At 72.7% G+C, this 21,031-nt stretch carries 21 protein-coding genes and 1 riboswitch; of the genes, 5 read left to right on the top strand and 16 right to left on the bottom strand.

Going from position 1 to position 21,031, the window contains the following annotated elements; genetic code table 11:
* The first annotated feature begins 39 nt into the window (after nt 1-39).
* The 3 genes from RB614_RS26065 to RB614_RS26055 are packed head-to-tail and all read left to right on the top strand — an operon-like array spanning nt 40 to nt 2,452.
* Nucleotides 40-891, top strand: coding sequence for an ABC transporter substrate-binding protein (locus RB614_RS26065; RefSeq protein ID WP_308715262.1), 852 nt, complete (start codon nt 40-42; stop codon nt 889-891).
* Nucleotides 888-1,712: an amino acid ABC transporter permease gene (locus RB614_RS26060; protein ID WP_308715261.1), complete on the top strand. Its 825-nt coding sequence runs from the start codon at nt 888-890 to the stop codon at nt 1,710-1,712. The genes RB614_RS26065 and RB614_RS26060 overlap by 4 nt, the downstream gene beginning before the upstream one ends.
* Complete coding sequence (locus RB614_RS26055) at nt 1,709-2,452, top strand: amino acid ABC transporter ATP-binding protein (protein ID WP_308715260.1); 744 nt, start codon at nt 1,709-1,711, stop codon at nt 2,450-2,452. Before RB614_RS26060 ends, RB614_RS26055 begins: the two co-directional genes overlap by 4 nt.
* Nucleotides 2,453-2,530: 78 nt before the next feature.
* Here RB614_RS26055 and ribH read toward each other — a convergent pair whose 3' ends face one another.
* The 5 genes from ribH to RB614_RS26030 all read right to left on the bottom strand — a co-directional run bounded on the left by ribH (nt 2,531) and on the right by RB614_RS26030 (nt 7,149).
* Nucleotides 2,531-3,004: a 6,7-dimethyl-8-ribityllumazine synthase gene (ribH, locus tag RB614_RS26050; protein ID WP_308715259.1), complete on the bottom strand. Its 474-nt coding sequence runs from the start codon at nt 3,002-3,004 to the stop codon at nt 2,531-2,533.
* Nucleotides 3,004-4,230 carry a bifunctional 3,4-dihydroxy-2-butanone-4-phosphate synthase/GTP cyclohydrolase II gene (locus RB614_RS26045; RefSeq protein ID WP_308715258.1) on the bottom strand — a complete coding sequence of 409 codons (1,227 nt, stop codon included), beginning with the start codon at nt 4,228-4,230 and terminating at the stop codon, nt 3,004-3,006. The genes ribH and RB614_RS26045 overlap by 1 nt, the downstream gene beginning before the upstream one ends.
* Nucleotides 4,227-4,853 carry a riboflavin synthase gene (locus RB614_RS26040; protein WP_308715257.1) on the bottom strand — a complete coding sequence of 209 codons (627 nt, stop codon included), beginning with the start codon at nt 4,851-4,853 and terminating at the stop codon, nt 4,227-4,229. Before RB614_RS26040 ends, RB614_RS26045 begins: the two co-directional genes overlap by 4 nt.
* Before the next feature lie 2 nt (nt 4,854-4,855).
* Nucleotides 4,856-5,911, bottom strand: a complete 1,056-nt coding sequence (ribD, locus tag RB614_RS26035; RefSeq protein WP_308715256.1) for a bifunctional diaminohydroxyphosphoribosylaminopyrimidine deaminase/5-amino-6-(5-phosphoribosylamino)uracil reductase RibD — start codon at nt 5,909-5,911, stop codon at nt 4,856-4,858.
* 120 nt (nt 5,912-6,031) lie between these two features.
* Nucleotides 6,032-6,180: riboswitch (FMN riboswitch) on the bottom strand.
* A gap of 93 nt (nt 6,181-6,273) precedes the next feature.
* Nucleotides 6,274-7,149: a septum formation family protein gene (locus tag RB614_RS26030; protein WP_308715255.1), complete on the bottom strand. Its 876-nt coding sequence runs from the start codon at nt 7,147-7,149 to the stop codon at nt 6,274-6,276.
* A gap of 112 nt (nt 7,150-7,261) precedes the next feature.
* Here RB614_RS26030 and rpe point away from each other — a divergent pair, with 112 nt between their 5' ends.
* Both rpe and RB614_RS26020 read left to right on the top strand, forming a co-directional pair.
* Nucleotides 7,262-7,942, top strand: a complete 681-nt coding sequence (gene rpe / locus RB614_RS26025) for a ribulose-phosphate 3-epimerase (RefSeq protein ID WP_308715254.1) — start codon at nt 7,262-7,264, stop codon at nt 7,940-7,942.
* A gap of 76 nt (nt 7,943-8,018) precedes the next feature.
* Nucleotides 8,019-8,987: a response regulator gene (locus RB614_RS26020; protein ID WP_308715253.1), complete on the top strand. Its 969-nt coding sequence runs from the start codon at nt 8,019-8,021 to the stop codon at nt 8,985-8,987.
* Nucleotides 8,988-9,809: 822 nt separating this feature from the next.
* On the opposite strand, the gene RB614_RS26015 is transcribed toward RB614_RS26020, so the two are convergent.
* From RB614_RS26015 to RB614_RS25965, 11 genes are all read right to left on the bottom strand, one after another.
* Complete coding sequence (locus RB614_RS26015; RefSeq protein WP_308715252.1) at nt 9,810-11,165, bottom strand: RsmB/NOP family class I SAM-dependent RNA methyltransferase; 1,356 nt, start codon at nt 11,163-11,165, stop codon at nt 9,810-9,812.
* Nucleotides 11,162-12,088: a methionyl-tRNA formyltransferase gene (fmt, locus tag RB614_RS26010; RefSeq protein WP_308715251.1), complete on the bottom strand. Its 927-nt coding sequence runs from the start codon at nt 12,086-12,088 to the stop codon at nt 11,162-11,164. The genes RB614_RS26015 and fmt overlap by 4 nt, the downstream gene beginning before the upstream one ends.
* Before the next feature lie 3 nt (nt 12,089-12,091).
* A complete protein-coding gene (gene def, locus RB614_RS26005; RefSeq protein ID WP_308715250.1) occupies nt 12,092-12,652 on the bottom strand; it encodes a peptide deformylase in 561 nt (186 codons plus the stop codon).
* A gap of 176 nt (nt 12,653-12,828) precedes the next feature.
* Nucleotides 12,829-14,748, bottom strand: a complete 1,920-nt coding sequence (locus RB614_RS26000; protein WP_308715282.1) for a primosomal protein N' — start codon at nt 14,746-14,748, stop codon at nt 12,829-12,831.
* Nucleotides 14,749-14,952: 204 nt separating this feature from the next.
* Nucleotides 14,953-16,146 carry a methionine adenosyltransferase gene (gene metK, locus RB614_RS25995; protein ID WP_308715249.1) on the bottom strand — a complete coding sequence of 398 codons (1,194 nt, stop codon included), beginning with the start codon at nt 16,144-16,146 and terminating at the stop codon, nt 14,953-14,955.
* Between the two features lie 77 nt (nt 16,147-16,223).
* The gene (coaBC, locus tag RB614_RS25990; protein ID WP_308715248.1) at nt 16,224-17,438 is read right to left on the bottom strand and encodes a bifunctional phosphopantothenoylcysteine decarboxylase/phosphopantothenate--cysteine ligase CoaBC; all 1,215 of its coding nucleotides are present in this window, start codon (nt 17,436-17,438) and stop codon (nt 16,224-16,226) included.
* A 3-nt stretch (nt 17,439-17,441) separates the two neighbouring features.
* Entirely contained in the window at nt 17,442-17,705 is a 264-nt protein-coding gene (gene rpoZ, locus RB614_RS25985; protein ID WP_173053553.1) for a DNA-directed RNA polymerase subunit omega, read from the bottom strand.
* Between the two features lie 56 nt (nt 17,706-17,761).
* Nucleotides 17,762-18,364, bottom strand: a complete 603-nt coding sequence (gmk, locus tag RB614_RS25980; RefSeq protein ID WP_308715247.1) for a guanylate kinase — start codon at nt 18,362-18,364, stop codon at nt 17,762-17,764.
* Nucleotides 18,365-18,396: 32 nt separating this feature from the next.
* On the bottom strand, nt 18,397-18,714 hold the full coding sequence (gene mihF, locus RB614_RS25975; RefSeq protein WP_173053557.1) for an integration host factor, actinobacterial type: 318 nt from the start codon (nt 18,712-18,714) through the stop codon (nt 18,397-18,399).
* A gap of 169 nt (nt 18,715-18,883) precedes the next feature.
* Nucleotides 18,884-19,726 (bottom strand): orotidine-5'-phosphate decarboxylase, encoded by an 843-nt coding sequence (gene pyrF / locus RB614_RS25970; RefSeq protein ID WP_308715246.1) that lies wholly within the window; start codon nt 19,724-19,726, stop codon nt 18,884-18,886.
* Between the two features lie 17 nt (nt 19,727-19,743).
* Entirely contained in the window at nt 19,744-21,024 is a 1,281-nt protein-coding gene (locus tag RB614_RS25965; protein ID WP_308715245.1) for an adenosylmethionine--8-amino-7-oxononanoate transaminase, read from the bottom strand.
* Between the last annotated feature and the right edge of the window lie 7 nt (nt 21,025-21,031).

The raw sequence follows: 21,031 nt of genomic DNA, 5'->3' as shown, positions 1-21,031 counted from the left end.
GGTCACGGCGACCACGCTCCCGCGCCTATGCTGACGCGCATGGTACGCCGCCTGCTGCCCCTCGCGCTCCTGCTGGCGCTCGCCGCCTGCGCCCCCGCCGACGAGGAGAGCCCCGCCCCGCCCGCCGCGACCGGGCTCACCACCTGCACCAAGGATCAGCTTGCCACCAGGACGCCCGGCAAGCTGACGATCGGGACGGACGACCCGGCGTACGAGCCGTGGTTCACGGACAACAAGCCGGAGAACGGGGAGGGCTTCGAGTCGGCCGTGGCGTACGCGGTGGCCGACCGGCTCGGGTTCGCGCAGGGGGACGTGACGTGGGTGCGGGTGCCGTTCAACACGGCGATCGCGCCGGGGCCGAAGGACTTCGACTTCGACGTCAACCAGTTCTCGATCACGGAGGACCGCAAGAAGGCGGTGGACTTCTCCGGCCCGTACTACCTGGTGCGGCAGACGGTGATCGCGCTCAAGTCCGCCCCGATCGCCGGCGCCACCTCGGTCTCGGCGCTGCGCGACGCCAAGCTCGGCGCCCAGGTCGGTACGACCAGCTACCAGGCGATCACCGAGCTGGTGAAGCCGAGCCGGCAGCCGCAGGTCTTCAACACCAACGATGACGCCAAGAAGGCCCTGCAGAACGGGCAGATCGACGGGCTGGTCGTAGACCTGCCGACTGCGTTCTACATGACCGCGGCCGAGCTGGAGGACGCGGTGATCGTGGGGCAGCTGCCGCAGGTGGGCGTACCGGAGCAGTTCGGGCTGGTGCTCGACAAGGGTTCGCCGCTGACCGGTTGCGTGACGCAGGCCGTCGACCAGCTCCGCTCCGCCGGCCAGCTCGCCACCCTGGAGAAGCAGTGGCTCGCCCAGGTGGCTGGGGCGCGCGAGCTCACGTGAGTCTCAGCCCGGCCCAGCTCGACCGCATCGCGTACCGGCGGCGGCAGACCCTGCTCTCGGTCCTGGTCGCCGCTCTGTCCACTTTGGTGCTCGGCGTGCTGCTGGTGGTCGCGGTCACCGGGGCGCCGGGGTGGGACCGGGTGCGCGAGTCCTTTCTCGACCCGCAGGTGGCCCGCGATTCGCTGCCGGACGTGCTGCGCGGGCTCTGGCTCAACATCCGGCTGCTCTTCTTCTGCGCGGTCGGCGCGCTCGCGCTCGGGCTCGCCGTCGCGCTGCTGCGTACCCTGCGCGGCCCGGTCTTCTTCCCGGTGCGGCTGCTGGCGACCGGCTACACGTACACGTTTCGCGGGCTGCCGCTCATCATCGTGCTCTACGTGATGACGCTCGGCCTGCCCGGGCTGCGGCTGCAGGGGATGCCGAGCACGCTGGTGCTGGGCGGGATCGCGCTGGTCGTCACGTACTCCGGGTACCTGGCCGAGGTCTTCCGCGCCGGCATCGAGTCGGTGCACCCGAGCCAGCTCGCGGCGGCCCGGTCGCTGGGGCTGACGTACCGGCAGACGATGCGCTTCGTGGTGCTCCCCCAGGCCGTACGGCGGGTGGCGCCGCCCCTGCTCAACGACACCGTCGCGCTCCAGAAGGACGTCGGGCTGGTGTCGCTGGCCGGCCCGATCGACGCGGTCCGGGCGGCCCAGATCCACACGGCCGAGACGTTCAACTACACGCCGTACATCGTGGCCGGTGTGCTCTTCGTACTGCTGGCCGCCCCGCTGATCGCGGTGACCGACTGGGTGACGCTGCGGGCCGCGCGGAGGCAGTCGTGAGCCTGCTGGCGTGCCGCGGCGTGCGAAAGCTCTTCGGCGACCACGTGGTCCTCGACGGCCTCGACTTCGACGTGGCCGAGCACGAGGTGGTGGCGCTGATCGGGGCGTCCGGGTCGGGCAAGTCGACGCTGCTGCGCTGCGTCAACCTGCTGGAGGAGCTCGACGACGGCACCATCCACCTGGACGGCGAGCACATCACCGACCCGCGGGCCGACCCGGACAAGGTTCGGCAGCGGATCGGCATCGTGTTCCAGGCGTACAACCTGTTTCCGCACATGACCGTGCTGGAGAACGTCGTGCTCGCGCCGGTGCGGGTGCACGGGATGCCCCGGCAGGCGGCCCGTGACCTGGCGTTGGAGTGGCTGGGTCGGGTGGGGCTCGCGGAGAAGGCGGGCGCGTACCCGGACCGGCTCTCCGGCGGCCAGCAGCAGCGGGTCGCGATCGTGCGGGCGCTGGTCAACTCCCCGCGGCTGCTCCTGCTGGACGAGGTGACGTCGGCGCTCGACCCGGAGCTGGTCGGCGAGGTGCTCTCGATGATCCGCGACCTCAAGTCCGACGGCGTGACGATGGTGCTGGCGACCCACGAGATGGGGTTCGCGCGCCAGGTGGCGGACCGGGTGTGCTTTCTGGACGGTGGCCGGGTGCTGGAGCAGGGCCCGCCGGAGAAGGTCTTCGCCGAGCCGGTCGAGGCCCGGACGCGACAGTTCCTGGGCCGGATCATCGAGGCCGGCCGCCTCTAGATCGGCCCCGCCGGTGATCGAAGCTCCCCTCACGTCGCTGGAACGACGTGGACGGAGCCTCGATCACCCAGGCGCGCGTTACTCCGGCAGGGCGCGGATCGCGAGTGCCGCGTCGAGGGCGGCGACGGTCGCGGACCAGCCCTTGTCCTCGGCCGATCCGGGCAGGCCGGCGCGGTCGCGGGCCTGCTCGATCGTGTTGACCGTCAGGACGCCGTGGGCGACCGGCGTGGCCTCGTCCAGCGCCACCCGGGTCAGCCCCTCGGTGACCGACTTGCAGACGTAGTCGAAGTGGGCCGTGGCGCCGCGTACCACCACGCCCAGCGCGACCACCACGTCACAGCGGCGGGCCAACGCCTGGGCGACCACCGGCAGCTCGACCGAGCCGGCCACCCGGGCCACCACGATGTCGCCCGCGGCGCAGGCCTTGGCGGCCTCGATCGCGCGGGCCAGCATGTGGTCGGTCAGGTCGCCGTGCCACCGCGCGGCCACGATCCCGACCGTCATCCCCCGTGCGTCGACAGTGGACACACCGGGTTCACCGAAACCAGCCATCAGGCTGACCCCTCCACCACGTCACCCAGACCGTCCAGGATGTGCCCCATCCGGTCGCGCTTCGTACGCAGGTAGCGCACGTTTTCCGGGTGCGGCCGGATCGGCAGCGACTCGCGGCCGACGATGCGCAGGCCGTGCCCGGACAGGCCGGCCCGCTTGGCCGGGTTGTTGGTGAGCAGGCGCATCGAGCGCACGCCCAGGTCGTACAGGATCTGGGCGCCGGTCCCGTAGTCCCGCGCGTCGGCCGGCAGTCCCAGCTCCAGGTTGGCGTCCACGGTGTCGCGGCCGAGGTCCTGCAGCTGGTACGCCTGCAGCTTGTGCAGCAGCCCGATCCCCCGGCCCTCGTGCCCGCGCATGTAGAGGACCACACCCCGCCCCTCGGCGGCGACCCGGGCCAGGGCCGCCTCCAGCTGGGGGCCGCAGTCGCAGCGCAGGGAGCCGAAGACGTCGCCGGTGAGGCACTCGGAGTGGGCGCGCACCAGCACGTCCTCGCCGTCGCCGAGGTCGCCGTACACCAGCGCCACGTGCTCGGCCTCCGGGTCCAGCTCGGCCCGGTAGCCGACCGCCCGGAAGACGCCGTGCGGGGTGGGGAGGCGGGCCTCGGCGACCCGCTCGACCTGGCTCTCGGTGCGCCGGCGGTGCTCGACGAGGTCGGCGATGGAGATGATCGTGAGGTGGTGCTCCACCGCGAACTTCTCCAGCTCCGGCAGGCGCATCATCGTGCCGTCGTCGTTGACCATCTCGCAGAGGACGCCGGCCGGCCGGAGCCCGGCGAGCACGGCCAGGTCGATGGTGGCCTCGGTGTGGCCGGGGCGGCGGAGCACGCCGCCGGCCTTGGCGCGCAGCGGCACCACGTGGCCCGGGCGGCTCAGCTGGGTCGGGTCGGTGGCGGGGTCGGCGAGCAGCCGGACGGTACGGGCGCGGTCGGCGGCCGAGATGCCGGTGCTGACCCCCTCCCGAGCGTCGACCGTCACCGTGTACGCCGTACCCCTTTTATCCTGGTTGACGTGGTACATCGGCGGCAGGTCGAGCCGATCGGCGTCGGCCTCCGTGATCGGCGCGCAGACGTACCCGGAGGTGTACCGGACCATGAACGCCATCAGCTCCGGCGTGGCGAGCTCGGCCGCGAAGATCAGGTCACCCTCGTTCTCGCGGTCCTCGTCGTCCACGACGATCACCGGCCGTCCCGCGGCGAACTCGGCGATGGCCTCCTCGACGGTGTTCACGCCGGCACCCCGTCCGCTCGCGCGGAGCCGGAAGGCCCCGCCCCCATGAGCTTCTCCACGTACTTGCCGATCACGTCGACCTCCAGGTTGACCAGGTCTCCGGCGCCTTTGCGCCCGAGAGTGGTGAGCGCGAGCGTTGTGGGGATCAGGCTCACCGCGAACGTCGAGTCGCCCACCGAGACGACGGTCAGCGATACCCCGTCGACGGTGATCGACCCCTTTTCCACCACGTAACGGGAAAGACCCGGCGGAAGTTCGATCGAGACGTCTTCCCACCTGTCTCCGGGCCTGCGGGACACGATCCGCCCGACGCCGTCGACATGCCCCTGGACCAGGTGGCCGCCGAGGCGGGTGCCGAGCGTGGCGGCGCGCTCGAGGTTGACCGGGTCGCCCGGTGCGAGCGTGCCGAGCGCGCTGCGGTCGAAGGTCTCCTTCATCACGTCGACCGTGAACCCGTCCCCCTCGACCGCCACGACCGTGAGGCAGACGCCGTTGACCGCGATCGAGTCGCCCGGACCGGCGTCCGAGGCGACGAGCGGCCCGCGCAGCGCGGCGACCCCGCCGTCGCCGTGCCACTCCAGGCGGACCAGCTCCCCCAGCTCCTCGACAATCCCGGTGAACATGGTTAGCCCTCCCTCTTGCGCGGTACCGCGGTGAAGCGCAGGTCCGGACCGACCTGGGTGATCTCGGTGTAGTCCAGGTCGATGGCCTCGGCGATGGTGTGCACGCCGGCGTCGGCGAGCGCGGGCGACCCGGCGCCGAGCAGCTTCGGCGCCACGTACCCGATGATCTTGTCGATGCGGCCGGCGGCGAGGAAGCCGCCGGCGAGCGTCGGCCCACCCTCCAGCAGGGCGGCCCGGACGCCGCGCCGGTAGAGGCCCGCGAGCAGCGCGGCCAGGTCGACCCGGCCGTCCGGACCCACCCCGACCTCCGCCGCGGTCGCCACCCAGGTGGGCGCGGCGCCGTCGCGCACGCGAGCTTTCTCGGGGGTACGCCCGGAGGAGTCCACGACCACGCGCAACGGCTGCCGGATGTTGAGGGTGCCGTCGCGCAGGTTGCGGGCGGTGAGCCGGGAGTCGTCGGCGAGCACGGTGCCGATCCCCACCACGACCGCGTCGACGGTGCCGCGCAGCTTGTGCACGTCCATCCGGGCCGCCTCGGAGGTGATCCACATGCTGGTGCCGTCGATGGCGGCGGAACGGCCGTCGAGCGTCGCCGCGTACTTCCAGATCACGTACGGCCAGCCCCGCCGCACCGCGGTCAGCCAGGCGATGTTGCCCTGCTCGGCCTCGCCCTCCCGCACGCCGGTGACCACCTCGACGCCGGCCTCGCGGAGCGTCTTCACGCCCCCGCCGGCGAGCGGGTTGGGGTCGGCGACGGCGACCACGACCCGGGCCACGCCGGCGCGGATGAGCGCGACCGTGCAGGGGCCGGTACGGCCGGTGTGGTCGCAGGGCTCCAGCGTGACGACGGCGGTGCCGCCGCGGGCCCGCTCCCCCGCCTGGGCCAGCGCGACGATCTCGGCGTGCGGGCCGCCCGCGTACGCGTGGAAGCCCTCGCCCACGACCTCGCCCCGCTGGTCGAGGATGACGCAGCCGACGACGGGGTTGGGACTGGTGGTGCCGAGCCCGCGGGCGGCCAGCGCGATCGCTCGGCTCATCGCCTCGTCAACGCTCGCCATGGGTGTCCCTCTCCGATGCCTGCGGGGTGCGCGGGCAAGGGAGATGGGGGGTGGCGTTGGGGGCGGCTGTGTCTCCGGTGGCGTCGGCGAACCGACCCCGTCCAGGGGTGCCTCCGTCCCGCGCGCTAACTCCCATCCGGACTTTGACCGTCGGCCCTGGAGTCACACCAGGTCCACCGGCCGTTGGCTACGACCGGGTCGCGGGCTCTCCGGGCGTTACGCCCCGGATCACCGCCGGTTCGGAATTTCACCGAGCCCCGCCAGCGCGTGGTGGGTTTACCCATCGAGTCTTACACCCCGAGCCGCTCCTTACACCATGGCGCGCGGCAAACATCACATCCGGCCCACGCCATCGGCGGCGGTCAGCGGATGCGGAGCGCGCCCGGGCCGGCGCCCTTCATCGAGCGGCGCAGGTCCTGGTCGCTGATCCAGAGGAAGCACTGCACACCGCGGTTGCCGTCGGCCCACTCGTCCTCGTCCGGGAAGTAGATGATCGTCCCCGTGCGGTACTTGAGGTTGCCGTCGTTGGGCACCTTGGCCCACTTGGCGATGACGACCCGGCAGCCGTCGTGGGCGCGCTGGGTGTTCTTCTCGAAGTCCGCGTACGAGCCCTCCGGCGCGGTCCACACGCCCGCGAACTCGGCGCCGTGCGCCGTGCCGCAGGTGACCGCGTTCATCGCGCTGATCTCCTCGCGGTTGCTGGTCAGGACCGCGCGGAAGCACCCGAACGCCACCGGGAAGGAGGCCTTGAGGATGTCTTTGAGGCTGCCGGAGCGGCGGGAGATCTCGTCGGAGTCGAGGGACAGCACCTCGGCGACGTCGCAGCGGAACCACCGGCTGCCGCCCTCCCACGCCTCCTTGGCCGGGAAGTAGATGAACAGCTTGAGCCGGCCGCCGCGCCAGTCCGCCCCCACGTACTCGTTGACCTTCGTGTTGCACTCGTCGTAGGCCTTGCGGGCGGCCGGCGTCCCGGTCTCCGGCGGCGCCGTGGCGTCCTTTTCCGAGCCGGTGAACTCGCCGACGAACACCGTCTCGTAGTGGTGGTCGACGCCGCAGTCGAGCGGGTTGTACGCCGCGCGGGAGATGAACCGCTCCTCGGGCAGCGACAGGTGGCACACCCCCGACGCCGGGACGAACGGCGCCGCCTCGGGCTGCGCCTTCCAGTCGTCGGTCAGGTTGCCGTCGACACCGGCCGGGTTGGCACAGCCGACCAGCAGCGCCGCCAACAAACTTCCCACAACCGCTACGCCCACCACGCGTCGCATGCTTTGCCCTCCCCAGGGTCACGCGCCCGGCCGCAGCATACGGCACCCGCGCCACAACCTCGCTCGGCTCCGTACACTGTCGGGGGTGAGCGCACCATCGCCGGTCGTGGCGCCGAGCATCCTCGCCGCCGACTTCGCCCGTCTCGCCGAGGAGGCCCGCGCCGTCGAGGACGCCGCCGACTGGCTCCACGTCGATGTGATGGACAACCACTTCGTGCCCAACCTGACCATCGGGCTGCCGGTGGTGCAGAGCCTGCGGGCGGCGACCACGCTCCCGTTCGACGTGCATCTCATGATCGAGGACCCGCGGCGCTGGGCACCCGGCTACGCCGACGCGGGGGCCTACAACGTGACGTTCCACGTCGAGGCCTCCGACAACCCGGTCTCGCTCGCCAAGGACCTGCGCGCGGCCGGCGCCAAGGCGGGGCTGGCGGTCGACCGCGACACGCCGATCGAGCCGTACCTGGACCTGCTGCCCAGCTTCGACACGCTGCTGATCATGACGATCAAGGCCGGGTTCGGCGGGCAGAAGTTCATCCCCGCCATGCTCGACAAGGTCGCCGCAGCCCGGCGGCACGTCAAGGCCGGCCACCTGGAGATGCGCATCGAGGTCGACGGCGGGATCGGCGAGGACACGATCGCCCAGGCGGCCGCGGCGGGCGCCGACGCGTTCGTGGCCGGCACCGCGGTCTACGGCGCGCAGGATCCGGCCGAGGCGGTGCGCCGGCTGCGCGGCATCGCGGCCCGCGCGATGGCCGAGCCATGACCGGGCGCTCGCGCGAGGGCACAGCCAGCCAGAAGTCGCGGCTTCTCTTCGTGAGCCCCGCGAACGGAGAGAAGCCATGACCGCCGACCCGGCCGTCGAGCGGCCCGACCTGATCCTGGTCGTCGACGACGACCAGGACATCGCCCGGTTCGTGAGCGTCAACCTCAAGATCCACGGCTTCGAGGTGGTGCTGGCCGGCGACGGGCTGGAGGCGCTGGAGCTGGTCGAAAAGCGCCACCCCGACCTGGCCGTGGTCGACCTGATGATGCCCCGGATGGACGGGCTGGAACTCACCCGCCGCCTCCGGGCCAACCCGATGACCTCCGCGCTCCCGGTGATCATGCTGACCGCCAAGGGCATGACCGTCGACAAGGTGGTCGGCCTCACCGCCGGCGCCGACGACTACCTGGTCAAGCCGTTCGACACGCTGGAGCTGATCGCCCGGGTCCGCTCCACGCTCCGGCGCAACCAGGAGTTCCGCGAGGTCTCGCCGCTCACCGGCCTGCCCGGCAACACCCGGGTGCGGCGCGAGATCCTCGACCGGATGCGCAGCGGCACCGACTACGCGGTCGGCTACGTCGACATCGACCGGTTCAAGAGCGTCAACGACGTGTACGGGTTCGAGCGCGGCGACGAGTTCATCACCGCGCTGGCCCGCAGCATGCACCGGGCGGTGGTCGCCGCGGGGCTGCCGCCGGCGTTCCTGGGCCACATCGGCGGCGACGACTTCGTGATCGTCTGCCACCCCGACCAGGTGCTGCCGATCACCCAGCAGGCCGTGGTCGACTTCGAGCAGGCCGCCGACGAGCTGTACGACCCGGAGCACGCCAAGCGCGGCTACATCCTGGTGCCCGACCGCCGGGGCAACCTGCTCAAGGCCCACCTCGTGACGCTCTCCATCGGCGTGGCGCAGCACACCGAGACCGGCCGCAAGTACACCGATCCGCGCGAGGTCATCGCGGTCGCGTCGGAGATGAAGAAGGTCGCCAAGAACCAGCCCGGCTCGTACATCGCCGTCGACCGCCGCAAGGCCGACAGCCAGTAGCCGCCCCCGCTTCGCCCGGCTCCCAGACGGATCCGCACCACGATCTGCGAGGACGGGCTCGCTGTCGAGTCACAACCCACTGCGCGCACCCGCGCCCCGGGCCGGTATGGCCGCCCGCCCTCCCTTGAGCGACGCGCAGGAGTGGCATCGCCGCGGGTCCGTGGCGAAACCGCCCCGCCAGGGCAACGATTCGCCACGCACGGCCGCGCCGCGCCGCGCCGCGCCGGGCCGCTCCGCGCCGCGATCAAGGCCCGGAGTCCCGTTAGGGACCGTGGATCCCAAGATCGGCGCCGTGGCTAGTAGATCGTGGTCTTTTGGTGCCCGTGTGGGGGCACCGGACAACCACGATCACCGGGTTGATCCGCTGCGCTGTCGTCGATCATGGAGTTGGCGTCGACGCGGGCTCCGGCTCCGGGAAGGCATCGGCCAGCGATACCCCGGCCGCGCCGCTGAGGCCCGGCGCGGGTGGCGTGGGCGCCCAGGGGCCGGACCGAGCGCCCGCGAACCGTGATCGGCCCGCGCGCCAGGACGCTCCCACCCGGCCACGCGCACGGAACGGCCGCCGAGCGCCACGGGCCTGCGGCTGGTGAGGCAGCGGGCGGGGTGAAGGGGGTGACCGCGACCGGACGCGGAGGGTGAGGCCGCGGGAGCAACGGTCCGGACCACCGCGGGCGTCGCGGTAGCCCGGAAATTGTCTCTGGGCCTGGCTGGGCCAGGGCCTGTATCAAGGGATTCCTTGCCGGGCTGCGCCGGGCCCAGACGCCGCCACGCGGCGCCGCCTGGACTCCGGCTCTCGCACCGACAGACTCTTCGATACCGGCCCTAGCCGCGCCTGAGCAGGGCGAGAAACATGGCGTCGGTGCCGTGGCGGTGGGGCCAGAGCTGGACCGTCGGGCCGGCGCCGAGGCCGGGCATGCCGATCGGCAGGAACGGGCGGGCGTCGACCAGGTCGACCGGCAGGCCGCTGCGGCGGGCCGCCTCGGTGACCGTCACGTGGGTCTCGACCAGGTGTGGCGAGCAGGTCACGTACGCGACCAGCCCGCCCGGCCGGACCGCCCGGAACGCCGCGCCCAGCAGCTCGCGCTGGAGCCGGGTCAGCGGCGGCAGGTCGGAGGGCTGGCGGCGCCACCGCGACTCGGGGCGGCGGCGCAGCGAGCCCAGGCCGGTGCAGGGCGCGTCGACGAGCACCCGGTCGAACGCGGGCTCGGGCAGCGGCTGCCGGCCGTCCTGGTGCAGCACCGTCACCGGCATGCCGCGGGTGGCCTGCTCGACCAGGCGGGCGCGGTGCTCGGCCACCTCGACCGCGGTCACCTCGGCGCCGCGCTCGGCGGCGAGGGCGCCGAGCAGGCCGGTCTTGCCGCCGGGGCCGGCGCACAGGTCGAGCCAGCGGGCGTCCGGGCCGTCCAGCGGGGCGTACGTGAGCGCGGCCGCGACCAGCTGCGAGCCCTCGTCCTGCACGTGCGCCCGCCCCTCGACCACCGCCGGCAGGTCGCCCGGGGCGCCGCCGGCCAGGTAGACCGCGTACGGGGAGAAGGCACCCGGGGCGCCGCCCACCTCGTCGGCGAGCTCGACCGCGTCGGCGCGGCCCGGGCGGGCGCAGAGGTGCACCGGCGGGCGCTGGTTGTCTTCGATCAGCAGGCGGGTGGTCTCGTCGAAGTCGCCGCCGAGCGCCTCGTCGAACGCCCGCACGATCCACTGTGGATGGCTGTCGGCGACCGCGAGGTGGGCGACCGGGTCCTGCTCGTACGGGGGCGCGAGCTTGGCGATCCACCCGTCCAGGTCCAGCGTGGCGATCTCGCGCAGCACCGCGTTGGCGAAGCCGGTGGCGCCCGGCGCGACCGACCGCACCAGGTCGACCGTCGCGGAGACGGCGGCGTGCGCCGGTACCCGGGTGTGCAGCAGCTGGTACGCGCCGAGGCGCAGCGCGTCGCGGGCCGGCGGGTCGATCCGGGCCACCTCACGCCCGGCCGCCGCGCCGACGATCAGGTCGAGCGTGCCCTCGTGGCGGAGCGCGCCGTACCCGAGCTCGGTCGCGAACGCCGCGTCCCGCCCGTGCAGCCGCAGGTCGCGCAGGATGGCCGGGAGCACCAGGTTGGCGTACGCGCCGTCGCGGTGCACGGCCGCCACCGCCTCGTACGCGGCCCAGCGCGGCAGGTCGGGGCGGACGGCGGCCCTCATCCGAGCCGCTCCGGGGCGGTGAGCCGCAGGCCGCGGGCCCAGTCGAGCGCGGGCATCGCCTTCTTGCCGGCCGGGCGCACCTCGCCGAGCGCCACCGGGTCGGTCGCGGTACCCACCAGCACCCGTTCCTTCTCCACGAGCAGGCCGCCGGGCTCCAGCTCCGGGCCGTACCGCACGGGGCGGACCGGGCCGAGCTTCATCCGGTCGCCGCGGAACGTGGTCCACGCGCCCGGCGCCGGCGTACACGCGCGGACCCGCCGGTCGACGGCGAAGGCCGGCTCGGCCCAGCGCACCTCCGCGTCCTCGACGGTGATCTTCGGGGCGAGGGAGACGCCGTCGGCCGGCTGCGGCACGGCGCGGGCGGCGCCGGAGCCGATCGCGTCGAGCACCGCCACGAGCAGGCTCGCGCCCGAGACGGCCAGCCGGTCGAGGAGGTCGCCGGAGGTGTCGGTGGGCTTGATCTCCTCGGTCAGCGTGCCGTACACCGGGCCGGTGTCCATCCCCTCCTCCAGCTGGAAGACGCTGGCCCCGGTGACGGTGTCGCCGTGCAGCACCGCGTGCTGCACCGGGGCGGCGCCGCGCCAGGCGGGCAGCAGCGAGAAGTGCAGGTTGATCCAGCCGTGCTTCGGGATCTCCAGCGCGTCCTTCGGGACCAGCGCCCCGTAGGCGACGACCGGGACGCAGTCCGGTGCCAGCTCCCGCAGCCGGGCCTGGAACTCGGGCTCGCGCGGCCGGGCCGGGGTGAGCACCTCGATGCCCCGCTCGTCGGCCCAGGCGCCGGCCGGCGAGCGCACCAGGCGGCGGCCCCGGCCGGCGGGCGCGTCCGGGCGGGTCACCACGGCCACGAGGTCATGGCCGGAGGCGGCGATCGCGTCCAGCGCGGGCAGCGTGACGGCCGGGGTGCCGGCGAAGACCAGGCGCACCCGTCACCGACCCAGGCCGAAGGGGCTGGTGGAGGCGTGCGGGCTCAGCTTGACGGCGGGCGGGGCGCCGGCGTCGTACCACTCGGCGGCCCGGATCGCCTTCATCGCCTCCTTGCGCGCCTCCGGGTCGAGGCGGTCGACGAAGAGCACGCCGTCGAGGTGGTCGGTCTCGTGCTGGGCGCAGCGGGCCATCAGCTCGGTGCCGACGATCCGCACCGGGTCGCCGTACATGTCGAAGCCCTTGGCCACGACGTTGAGCCGGCGCTTGGTGTCGAAGTAGAGGCCGGGGATCGAGAGGCAGCCCTCCTGCCCCTCCTGCTCCTCCTCGTCGGGAAAGCTCAGCTCCGGGTTGACCAGGTGCCCCACCACGTCGTCGACATCGAAGGTGAACACCCGCAGACCGACGCCGAGCTGGGGCGCGGCCAGCCCCACCCCGCTCGCCTCGCGCATCGTCTCGGTCAGGTCGGCGACGAGCCGCCGCAGCTCCGCGTCGAAGTCGACGACCGGCTCGGCGGGCGTCCTGAGCACGGGGTCGCCGAAGAGTCGGATGGGCTGGACGGTCACGGACGGACTCCTCGGGACGGGCGGGAGGTGGCTGACGTACCAGTCTACGGAGTCGCCCGCGCGGCCAGCCGCAACCGGGTGCGGCTCCCGCTCCCCACGCCGGTGATCGAAGCTCCCCTCAGGTCGTTCTAACGACTTCAGGGGAGCTTCGATCACCGGCCATGCGAAAGACGGGCCTAGAGGAGGGCGAGCGGGTCGATCTGGACGCGGACCGGGTGTTCCGCCTTGCGGGCGGTGCGGACGCCGGCGGCCTCGTGCAGGGCCTTGGCGAGGGCGGCCTGGTGGGTGCGGCGGACCCGGACCAGGATGCGCTCCTGGCCCTGCGGGGCGGGGACCGGGCCGAGCAGCTCGGCGCCGTCGGGCAGGTGGGCGGTGGCGAGCAGGTCGGCCACCGCGTCGGGGACGCCGGTCAGGCTCGCCATCCGGGCGGCGGGTGGGAAGCCCAGCTCGCGGCGTTCGGCGAGCTCGCGGGCGGCGTACCACGGTGCGTCCCACCGGATCAGGGCCTGGACCGGGGGCAGCGAACCGTCGGCGGCGACCACCACCCGCCCACCGGCGCGGGACAGGGCGGCGGCGTTCATCCAGCGGCGCAGCGTCTCCTCGCTGGCCCGCAGGTCGGCCCGGGTGAGCAGGGCCCAGGTGTCGAGCAGGAGCACGGCGCCGTACCCACCGGCGGCGACCGGCTCGGCGCCCGGGGTGGCCACCACCACGGCCGCCTCGTCCGGCACCGCGGCGAGCACCTCGTCGCGGCCGGAGGTGCGGATCGGCACGCCGGGAAAGGCCCGCCCCAGCTCCTCCGCGGTGCGCCGGGCGCCGACGATCGCGGCCCGCAGCCGCCGGCCGCCGCACGCGGGGCAGGTGTAGGCCGCGGCGACCCGGCCGCACCACTGGCAGCCCGGCACGGCGTGCGACGAGCGGAGCGCGAGGGGGCCGGAGCAGTGCGGGCAGCGGGCCGGTGTGCGGCAGTCGGCGCAGGCGATCGAGGGCAGGTAGCCGCGGCGGGGCACCTGCACGAGCACCGGCGCGCCGCCCTTGAGCGCGGAGCGGGCCGCCTCCCAGGCGACGCTGGGCAGCCGCGCCGTCGCGGCCGCCGGGTCGCGGGCCAGGTGCGGGTCGTCGCCGGTGGGGCTGACCGCGGGGGTACGGGCGCGCGCGGTCTCCCGCGGCGCCACGATCTCCTTCGCCCAGCCGGTCTCCAGCAGCAGCTGGGCTTCGCCGGTCCGGGCATACCCGCCGAGCAGGGCGGCGGCGCCGGCGATCTGGGCCCGGGTGAGCAGCACCTCGCGGGCGTGCGGGTACGGCGCGCGGGGCTCGGCGTGCAGGTCGTCGCCGTCGTCCCAGAGCGCCACGAGCCCCAGGTCGGCGACGGGCGCGAACATCGCCGCGCGGGTGCCGACCACGACCGGCACCCGGCCGCGGCTGGCGGCGAGGAACGCCCGGTACCGCTTGGCCGGCCCGAGCGCGGCGGAGAGCGCGACGTGCCGTCCGGGCCCGAGCGTGGCGGTGAGCGCGGCATCGAGGCGGTCGAGGTCGCGGGCGTCGGCGACGACGGCGACCGCTCCCCTGCCGGCCCGGACGGTGGCGGCGGCCGCCTCGGCGAACCGGGCCGGCCAGTCCTCCCCGGGCACCGCCGACCAGACCGCGCGGGCGGGGCGCCCCTCGCCGAGCGCGGTGAGGAAGCCGGCCGCCCCGTAGGCGCCCCACCCGCTCTCGTCGACCTTGATCTCCGCCGGCTCGGCGGGGTCGTCGGCGGGTGTGGCCTGCTCCGCGCGGGCGTGCCGGGGCGGGACGGCGAGGCGGAGGACGTCGGCGAGGTTGCCGGCGTACCGGTCGGCGACCGCCCGGGCCAGCCGCGCCACCTCGGGTGTGAGCACGACCTCGGGCGAGACGAGCTTCTCGACGTAGAGCAGCTTCTTTTCCAGGGCGGTCTCGTCGGCCCGTTCCAGCAGCCAGCCATCGACGAGCTGGCCGGAGAAGCGGACCTTGACCCGGGTGCCCGGCTGGGCGCCCTCGTCGAGCTGGGCCGGCACGAGGTAGTCGAAGGGCCGGTCGAGGTGGGCGAGGGGCACGTCGACGCAAACGCGAGCGACCGGCAACCGTGGAGCCGGCTGCCGGTCGCTCGTCGTCTTGCGGGCGGTCACCCGCGCCATTCTGCCCGCCGCGCGGCGGCGGGTCTTGCTCTGAGGTCAGGCGCGCTCAGGTTTCTCCTGGCAAGGCTTTCTCCTGGCAAGGCCGCACCGAGCGCCGCGTGCCGGTGTCGCACGCGGGCGACCGTGAACGCCGCCAGGGGGAAGCCTCCACTAGGCTCCGGCGGCGCTCTTGAGGTCGGCGGCGCGGTCAGTGTTCTCCCAGGTCAGGTCGGGCAGCTCGCGGCCGAAGTGGCCGTACGCCGCGGTCTGCCGATAGATCGGACGCAACAGGTCCAGATCACGGATGATCGCCGCCGGCCGCAGATCGAACACCTCACCAATCGCCTTCTCGATCCGATCCACCGGCACGTTCTCCGTGCCGAACGTCTCCACGAACAGGCTCACCGGCTGCGCCTTACCGATCGCGTACGCCACCTGCGCCTCACACCGCTCCGCCAAACCCGCCGCCACCACGTTCTTGGCCACCCACCGCATCGCATACGCCGCCGAACGATCCACCTTCGACGGATCCTTACCCGAAAACGCACCACCACCATGCCGGGCATACCCACCGTAGGTATCCACGATAATCTTCCGCCCGGTCAAACCCGCGTCACCCATCGGACCACCGATCTCAAACCGACCCGTCGGATTGACCAGCAGCCGGTAGCCGGACGTCTCCAGGCCAAGCCCCTCCAACTCCGGGGCGATCACATGCTCGCGCACGTCCGGGGTCAGCAGCGACTCCAGCGAGATGTCCGCCGCGTGCTGGCTGGAGACCACCACCGTGTCCAGCCGCACCGGCCGCAACCCGTCGTACTCCACCGTCACCTGCGTCTTGCCGTCCGGGCGCAGATACGGGATCGTCCCGTCCTTGCGCGCCGCCGACAACCGCCGCGCCAGCCGATGCGCCAAAGCGATCGGCAGCGGCATCAGCTCCGGGGTCTCCGAGCACGCGAACCCGAACATCATCCCCTGGTCACCGGCACCCTGCGCGTCCAGAGCGCTCTCCGAGCCACCGGTACGCAACTCGAACGCGTTGTCCACACCCTGCGCGATATCCGGCGACTGCGACCCGATACTCACGCTCACACCACAGGAGGCGCCGTCGAAGCCTTTGCGCGACGAGTCGTACCCGATACCGAGAATCGTCTCCCGCACGATCGCTGGAATATCCGCGTAGGCCTTGGTCGTCACCTCACCGGCCACATGCACCTGACCGGTCGTGATCAGCGTCTCCACCGCGACCCGGCTACGCGGATCCTGGGTCAACAACGCATCGAGAATACCGTCACTGATCTGATCAGCGATCTTGTCCGGGTGGCCCTCCGTGACCGACTCGGAGGTGAACAGGCGGCGTGCCACGGTGCTCCTCACGTTTGTGTCTTCGTGTTTCGCGGCAGTGTAGTCATCGCCGCTGGAACCTCAACCTCGAGTATCCCTTATAACAGGTCGGTTAAGTGGGGTACTACCAGATCGAGCACGGCGTCGGCCAGCTCGTCCTTCGGCCGTTCGGCCAGCTCGGTGGTGGACCCGTCGGCGCCGAACACCACCGCGGTGTTGGCGTCGGCGCCGAACACCCGGTCGACGCCGACCCGGTTGAGCACGATCAGGTCGGCGCGCTTGCGGGCCAGCTTGGCCCGGGCGTTGTCGACCGCGTCGTCGCCGTCACCGGTCTCGGCGGCGAACGCGACCAGCACCTGCCCGGGGCGTTTGCGCTCGCCGAGCTCGGCGGCGATGTCGGGGTTGGTGACCAGCTCGATCACCGGCGCGGCACCGCCGTCCGCCTTCTTGATCTTCGAGGGTGAGTACGCCGCCGGCCGGAAGTCGGCGGGCGCGGCGGCCATCACCACGACGTCGGCGCTCGCGGCCGCCTCGACGGTGGCCTTGCGGAGGTCTTCGGTGGAGCCGACCCGCACGATGTCGACGCCGGCCGGGTCGGGCAGGGCGACGTTGGCGCTGACCAGCGTGACCCGGGCGCCCCGGGCGGCGGCGGCGCGGGCGAACGCGTACCCCTGCTTGCCGGAGGAGCGGTTGCCCAGGAAGCGCACCGGGTCGAGCGGTTCGCGGGTGCCGCCGGCGGTGACCACGACGTGCCGCCCGGCGAGGTCGGCGGCGGGGCGGCCGGCGCGAGCCAGCACCCGGCGGCAGAGCGCGAAGATCTCGGCGGGGTCGGGCAGCCGCCCCTTGCCGGAGTCGGCGCCGGTGAGGCGCCCCACAGCCGGCTCGACCACGACGGCGCCGCGGGCGCGGAGGGTGGCCACGTTGGCGGTGGTGGCGGCGTGCTCCCACATCTCGGTGTGCATGGCCGGCGCGAACACGACCGGGCAGCGGGCGGTGAGCAGCGTGTTGGTCAGCAGGTCGTCGGCGAGGCCGTGGGCGGCCTTGGCGAGCAGGTCGGCGGTGGCGGGCGCGACGACGACGAGGTCGGCGCTCTGGCCGATCCGGACGTGCGGCACCTCGTGCACCTGGGACCAGACGTCGTCGGCGACGGGCTGGCCGGAGAGGGCCGCCCAGGTCGGTGCCCCGACGAAGCGCAGGGCCGACGCGGTCGGCACGACGCGGACGGTGTGACCGGACTCGGTGAAGAGCCGCAGCAGCTCGCAGGCCTTGTAGGCGGCGATGCCGCCGCCTACGCCCAGGACGACCGCGGCCACCGGCTACGGGTTGTCGGTGGGCTCGGCCGTCAGCAGGCCGGCGTTGATCTCGCGCATGGCGATGGAGAGCGGCTTTTCCTGAGGCGTGGTCTCGACCAGGGGTCCGACGTACTCCAGCAGGCCCTCGCCGAGCTGGCTGTAGTAGGCGTTGACCTGGCGGGCACGCTTGGCGGCGAAGATGACCAGCGCGTACTTCGACGTGGTCTTTTCGAGCAGCTCGTCGATCGGCGGGTTGGTGATGCCTTCAGGATTGGCGACGGAGCCCACGTGGATCCTTATCTAGTCGGTCAGCTTGGTCCATCAGCTAGCTCTGCATCCATCATCTAGCTCTGCGACCCCGGCCGCGCCGGGGCGAGAAACGATGAACCGAGCAAGCTTACCAGCTCGTCAGCGGCCCGCTCGACATAGTCGTTGACCACCGTCACGTCGAACTCGCGCTCGGCGGCGAGCTCCTCATCGGCGTGCTCGAGCCGGCGGCGGATGGTCTCCTCGTCGTCCGTACCCCGGCCGACGAGGCGCCGCTTGAGCTCCTCGACGCTGGGCGGGGCGAGGAAGACCAGCTGCGCGTCGGGCATCGCCTCGCGCACCTGGCGGGCGCCCTGCAGGTCGATCTTCAGCAGGACGGGCTCGCCGGAGCGGAGCTTGTCCTCGACCGGACCGCGGGGCGTGCCGTACAGGTTGCCGGCGAACTCGGCCCACTCCAGGAACTGGCCGGTGGCGATCATCCGCTCGAACTCCGGCCGGTCGACGAAGAAATAGTGCACGCCGTCGACTTCGTAATCGCGCATCTTTCGGGTCGTGGCCGACACGGAAAGCCAGACCCAGGGCGAGCGCGCCCGGATCAGCTCGATCACGCTGTCCTTCCCGACTCCGGAGGGGCCGGACAGGACGGTGAGGCGAGCCGCCGGGCGCGCGTCGTCTTCCATGCTCACTGCTTGTTTCTACACGGTGCGGCGGATCAGTTTGAAGCGAACTCCCCAAGCAACGCCTTACGCTGCTGCTCGCCGAGTCCGCGGAGGCGCCGGCTGTCGGCAATCTTGAGCTTCTCCATGATCTGGGTCGCTCGGATCTTGCCGATACCCGGGAGCGCCTGAAGCACGGCCGAGACCTTGAGTTTGCCTACGACGTCGTCGGTCTCGGCACGTTCGAGCACGGCGGCGAGGGTGGTCTTGCCCTGCTTGAGCTGCTCCTTCAGCTCAGCGCGGGCCTTGCGGATCTCCGCAGCCTTCTCCAGCGCGGCTGCGCGCTGTTCGGGGCTCAGTGACGGGAGCGGCACCAGTTCTCCTCAGGTCCCTATCGCGGCGGCGAAACCACCGCCGCATCTGTGAAACATGGTGTGGCCCGGAACCAAAGGGGCATGTGATTCCCGGCGCCGGGAAAACTAGCGGGCAGCGACGTTTTCGGCAACGTCGGCGCGCCATGATCACGCAATCGTGACGGCAGCATCACCCTGCGACGCTGTCCAGCACCACCCGGCACTCGGTCTGCGCACGCTCCACGGCCGCACGCAGGGCCGCGGTGTCCGGACCATGTTTGAGCACCTCCCGAGAGTACGACGGGAGCACTGCCGAAACGTTCCCGGAAAAGACCCGACGTAGATCATCTGGCCTGCCGCCCTGCGCGCCGAGACCCGGCGCGAGCATGGGCCCGCCCACCCCGGACAGGTCGTGGCCTGTCACGCCTACGGTCGCGCCGACCACCAATCCGAAGCTGCCCAGCGGCTCCGCACCCCTGTTGAGCTGGGAAATCTCGTCGATGACGGACTGTGCGACGGTCCGGCCGTCCGCCGCCACAGCGTGTTGCACGTACGGTCCTTCGGGGTTGGACGTCAGCGCGAGCACGAAGACGCCGCCGCCGTGCTTGGCCGCCGTCTCGAACATCGGGGCGAGCGAACCTACTCCGAGGTACGGGCTCGCGGTGATCGCATCGACATACAGAGGACTGGATGGATCCAGGTACGCGTCGGCGTACGCGCGGACCGTGGAACCGATGTCTCCGCGCTTGACGTCCAGCAGGACGAGCACGCCCGCATTTTTGAACTGTCGGATAGTTGACTCAAGGGTGGCGATTCCTCGCGATCCATGCCTCTCGAAAAACGCGGACTGCGGCTTCACAATCGCCACCCGGTCCTCGACCGCCGCCACGACCCTCCCGCAGAAGGTCGCCAGGCCGTCCGGGTCGTCCCGCAGCCCCCAGGCGGCCAGCAGCGAGGGGTGCGGGTCGACGCCCACGCAGAGCGGCCCCCGCTCGTCCATCGCCCGGCGCAGCCGCGCCCCGAAGGTCTCCATCCCCAACACCCTCCTGCCTAGGCCGCCCGAGCGGCGGCGATGATCGCGCGGGTGATCCGCGCCACGTCACGGTCGTCCGCCACGTACGGCGGCATCGTGTAGATCAGATCCCGGAACGGCCGCAGCCACACCCCGGCGCCGACCGCGGCGGCCGTCGCCGGCGCCAGGTCCACCGGCCGGTCCAGCTGGACCACGCCGATCGCACCCAGCACCCGCACGTCGAGGACCCCGGGAGCCCCCTCCAGAGGCGCCAGGCCGGCCCGGAGCGCGTCCTGGATCCTGGTGACCTCCCCCGCCCAGTCCCCGTCGCGCAGGAGGCCGATGGAGGCGCTGGCGACGGCGCAGGCGAGCGGGTTGCCCATGAACGTCGGGCCGTGCGCCAGCACCGGCACCGCGCCCCGGGAGATCCCGGCGGCCACCTCGGCCGTGCACAGGGCCGCGGCCAGGCTCAGGTAGCCGCCGGTCAGGGCCTTCCCCACGCACATGATGTCCGGGGCCACGCCGGCGTGGTCGGCGGCGAAAAACGCGCCGGTACGCCCGAAGCCGGTCGCGATCTCGTCGAGGATCAGCAGGACGTCGTACTCCCGGGTCAGCTCGCGCAGCGCCCGCACGTACGCCGGGCTGTGGAAGCGCATCCCGCCGGCCCCCTGCACGACCGGCTCCACGATCACCGCGGCGAGCTGGTCGGCGTGCGCCTCCAGCTCGGCCTTGAGCACCTGCAGGTAGCCCTCGTCGGGCGGCGCCGCGAAGCCGTCCGGCGGCGCCGGCGCGAACACCTGGCGCGGCAGCACGTCCGTCCACATGTGGTGCATGCCACCCTCGGGGTCGCAGACGCTCATCGGGTGGAACGTGTCGCCGTGGTACCCGCCCCGCCAGGTGGCCAGCCGGTGCTTGTGGGGGCGCCCGCGCGAGCGCTGGTACTGGAGCGCCATCTTGACGGCCACCTCGACGGCGACCGAGCCCGAGTCGCAGAGGAACACATGCTCCAGCCCGTCGGGAGTGACGTCCACGAGCGTGCGCGACAGCGCCACGGCCGGCTCGTGGGTCAGCCCGCCGAACATCACGTGGCTCATCCGCCCGAGCTGCCCGACGACGGCCGCGTCCAGGACCGGATGCCGGTACCCGTGGATGGCCGCCCACCACGACGACATCCCGTCGACCAGCTCCCGCCCGTCCGCGAGCCGCAGCAGCACGCCGTCGGCGCTCTCCACGACGTAGGGGTCGCTGGTACCCGGCATCGGCCCGTACGGGTGCCACACGTGCGCCCGATCGAGCGCCACGATCTCGTCCGGCCTCACTGACCCT

The organism is Phytohabitans maris, from assembly GCF_031085175.1.
GTDB classification, from domain to species: Bacteria; Actinomycetota; Actinomycetes; order Mycobacteriales; family Micromonosporaceae; genus Phytohabitans; species Phytohabitans maris.
Note: the sequence above shows the minus strand (reverse complement) of the source record. Positions and strands in the feature narration are given on the sequence as shown.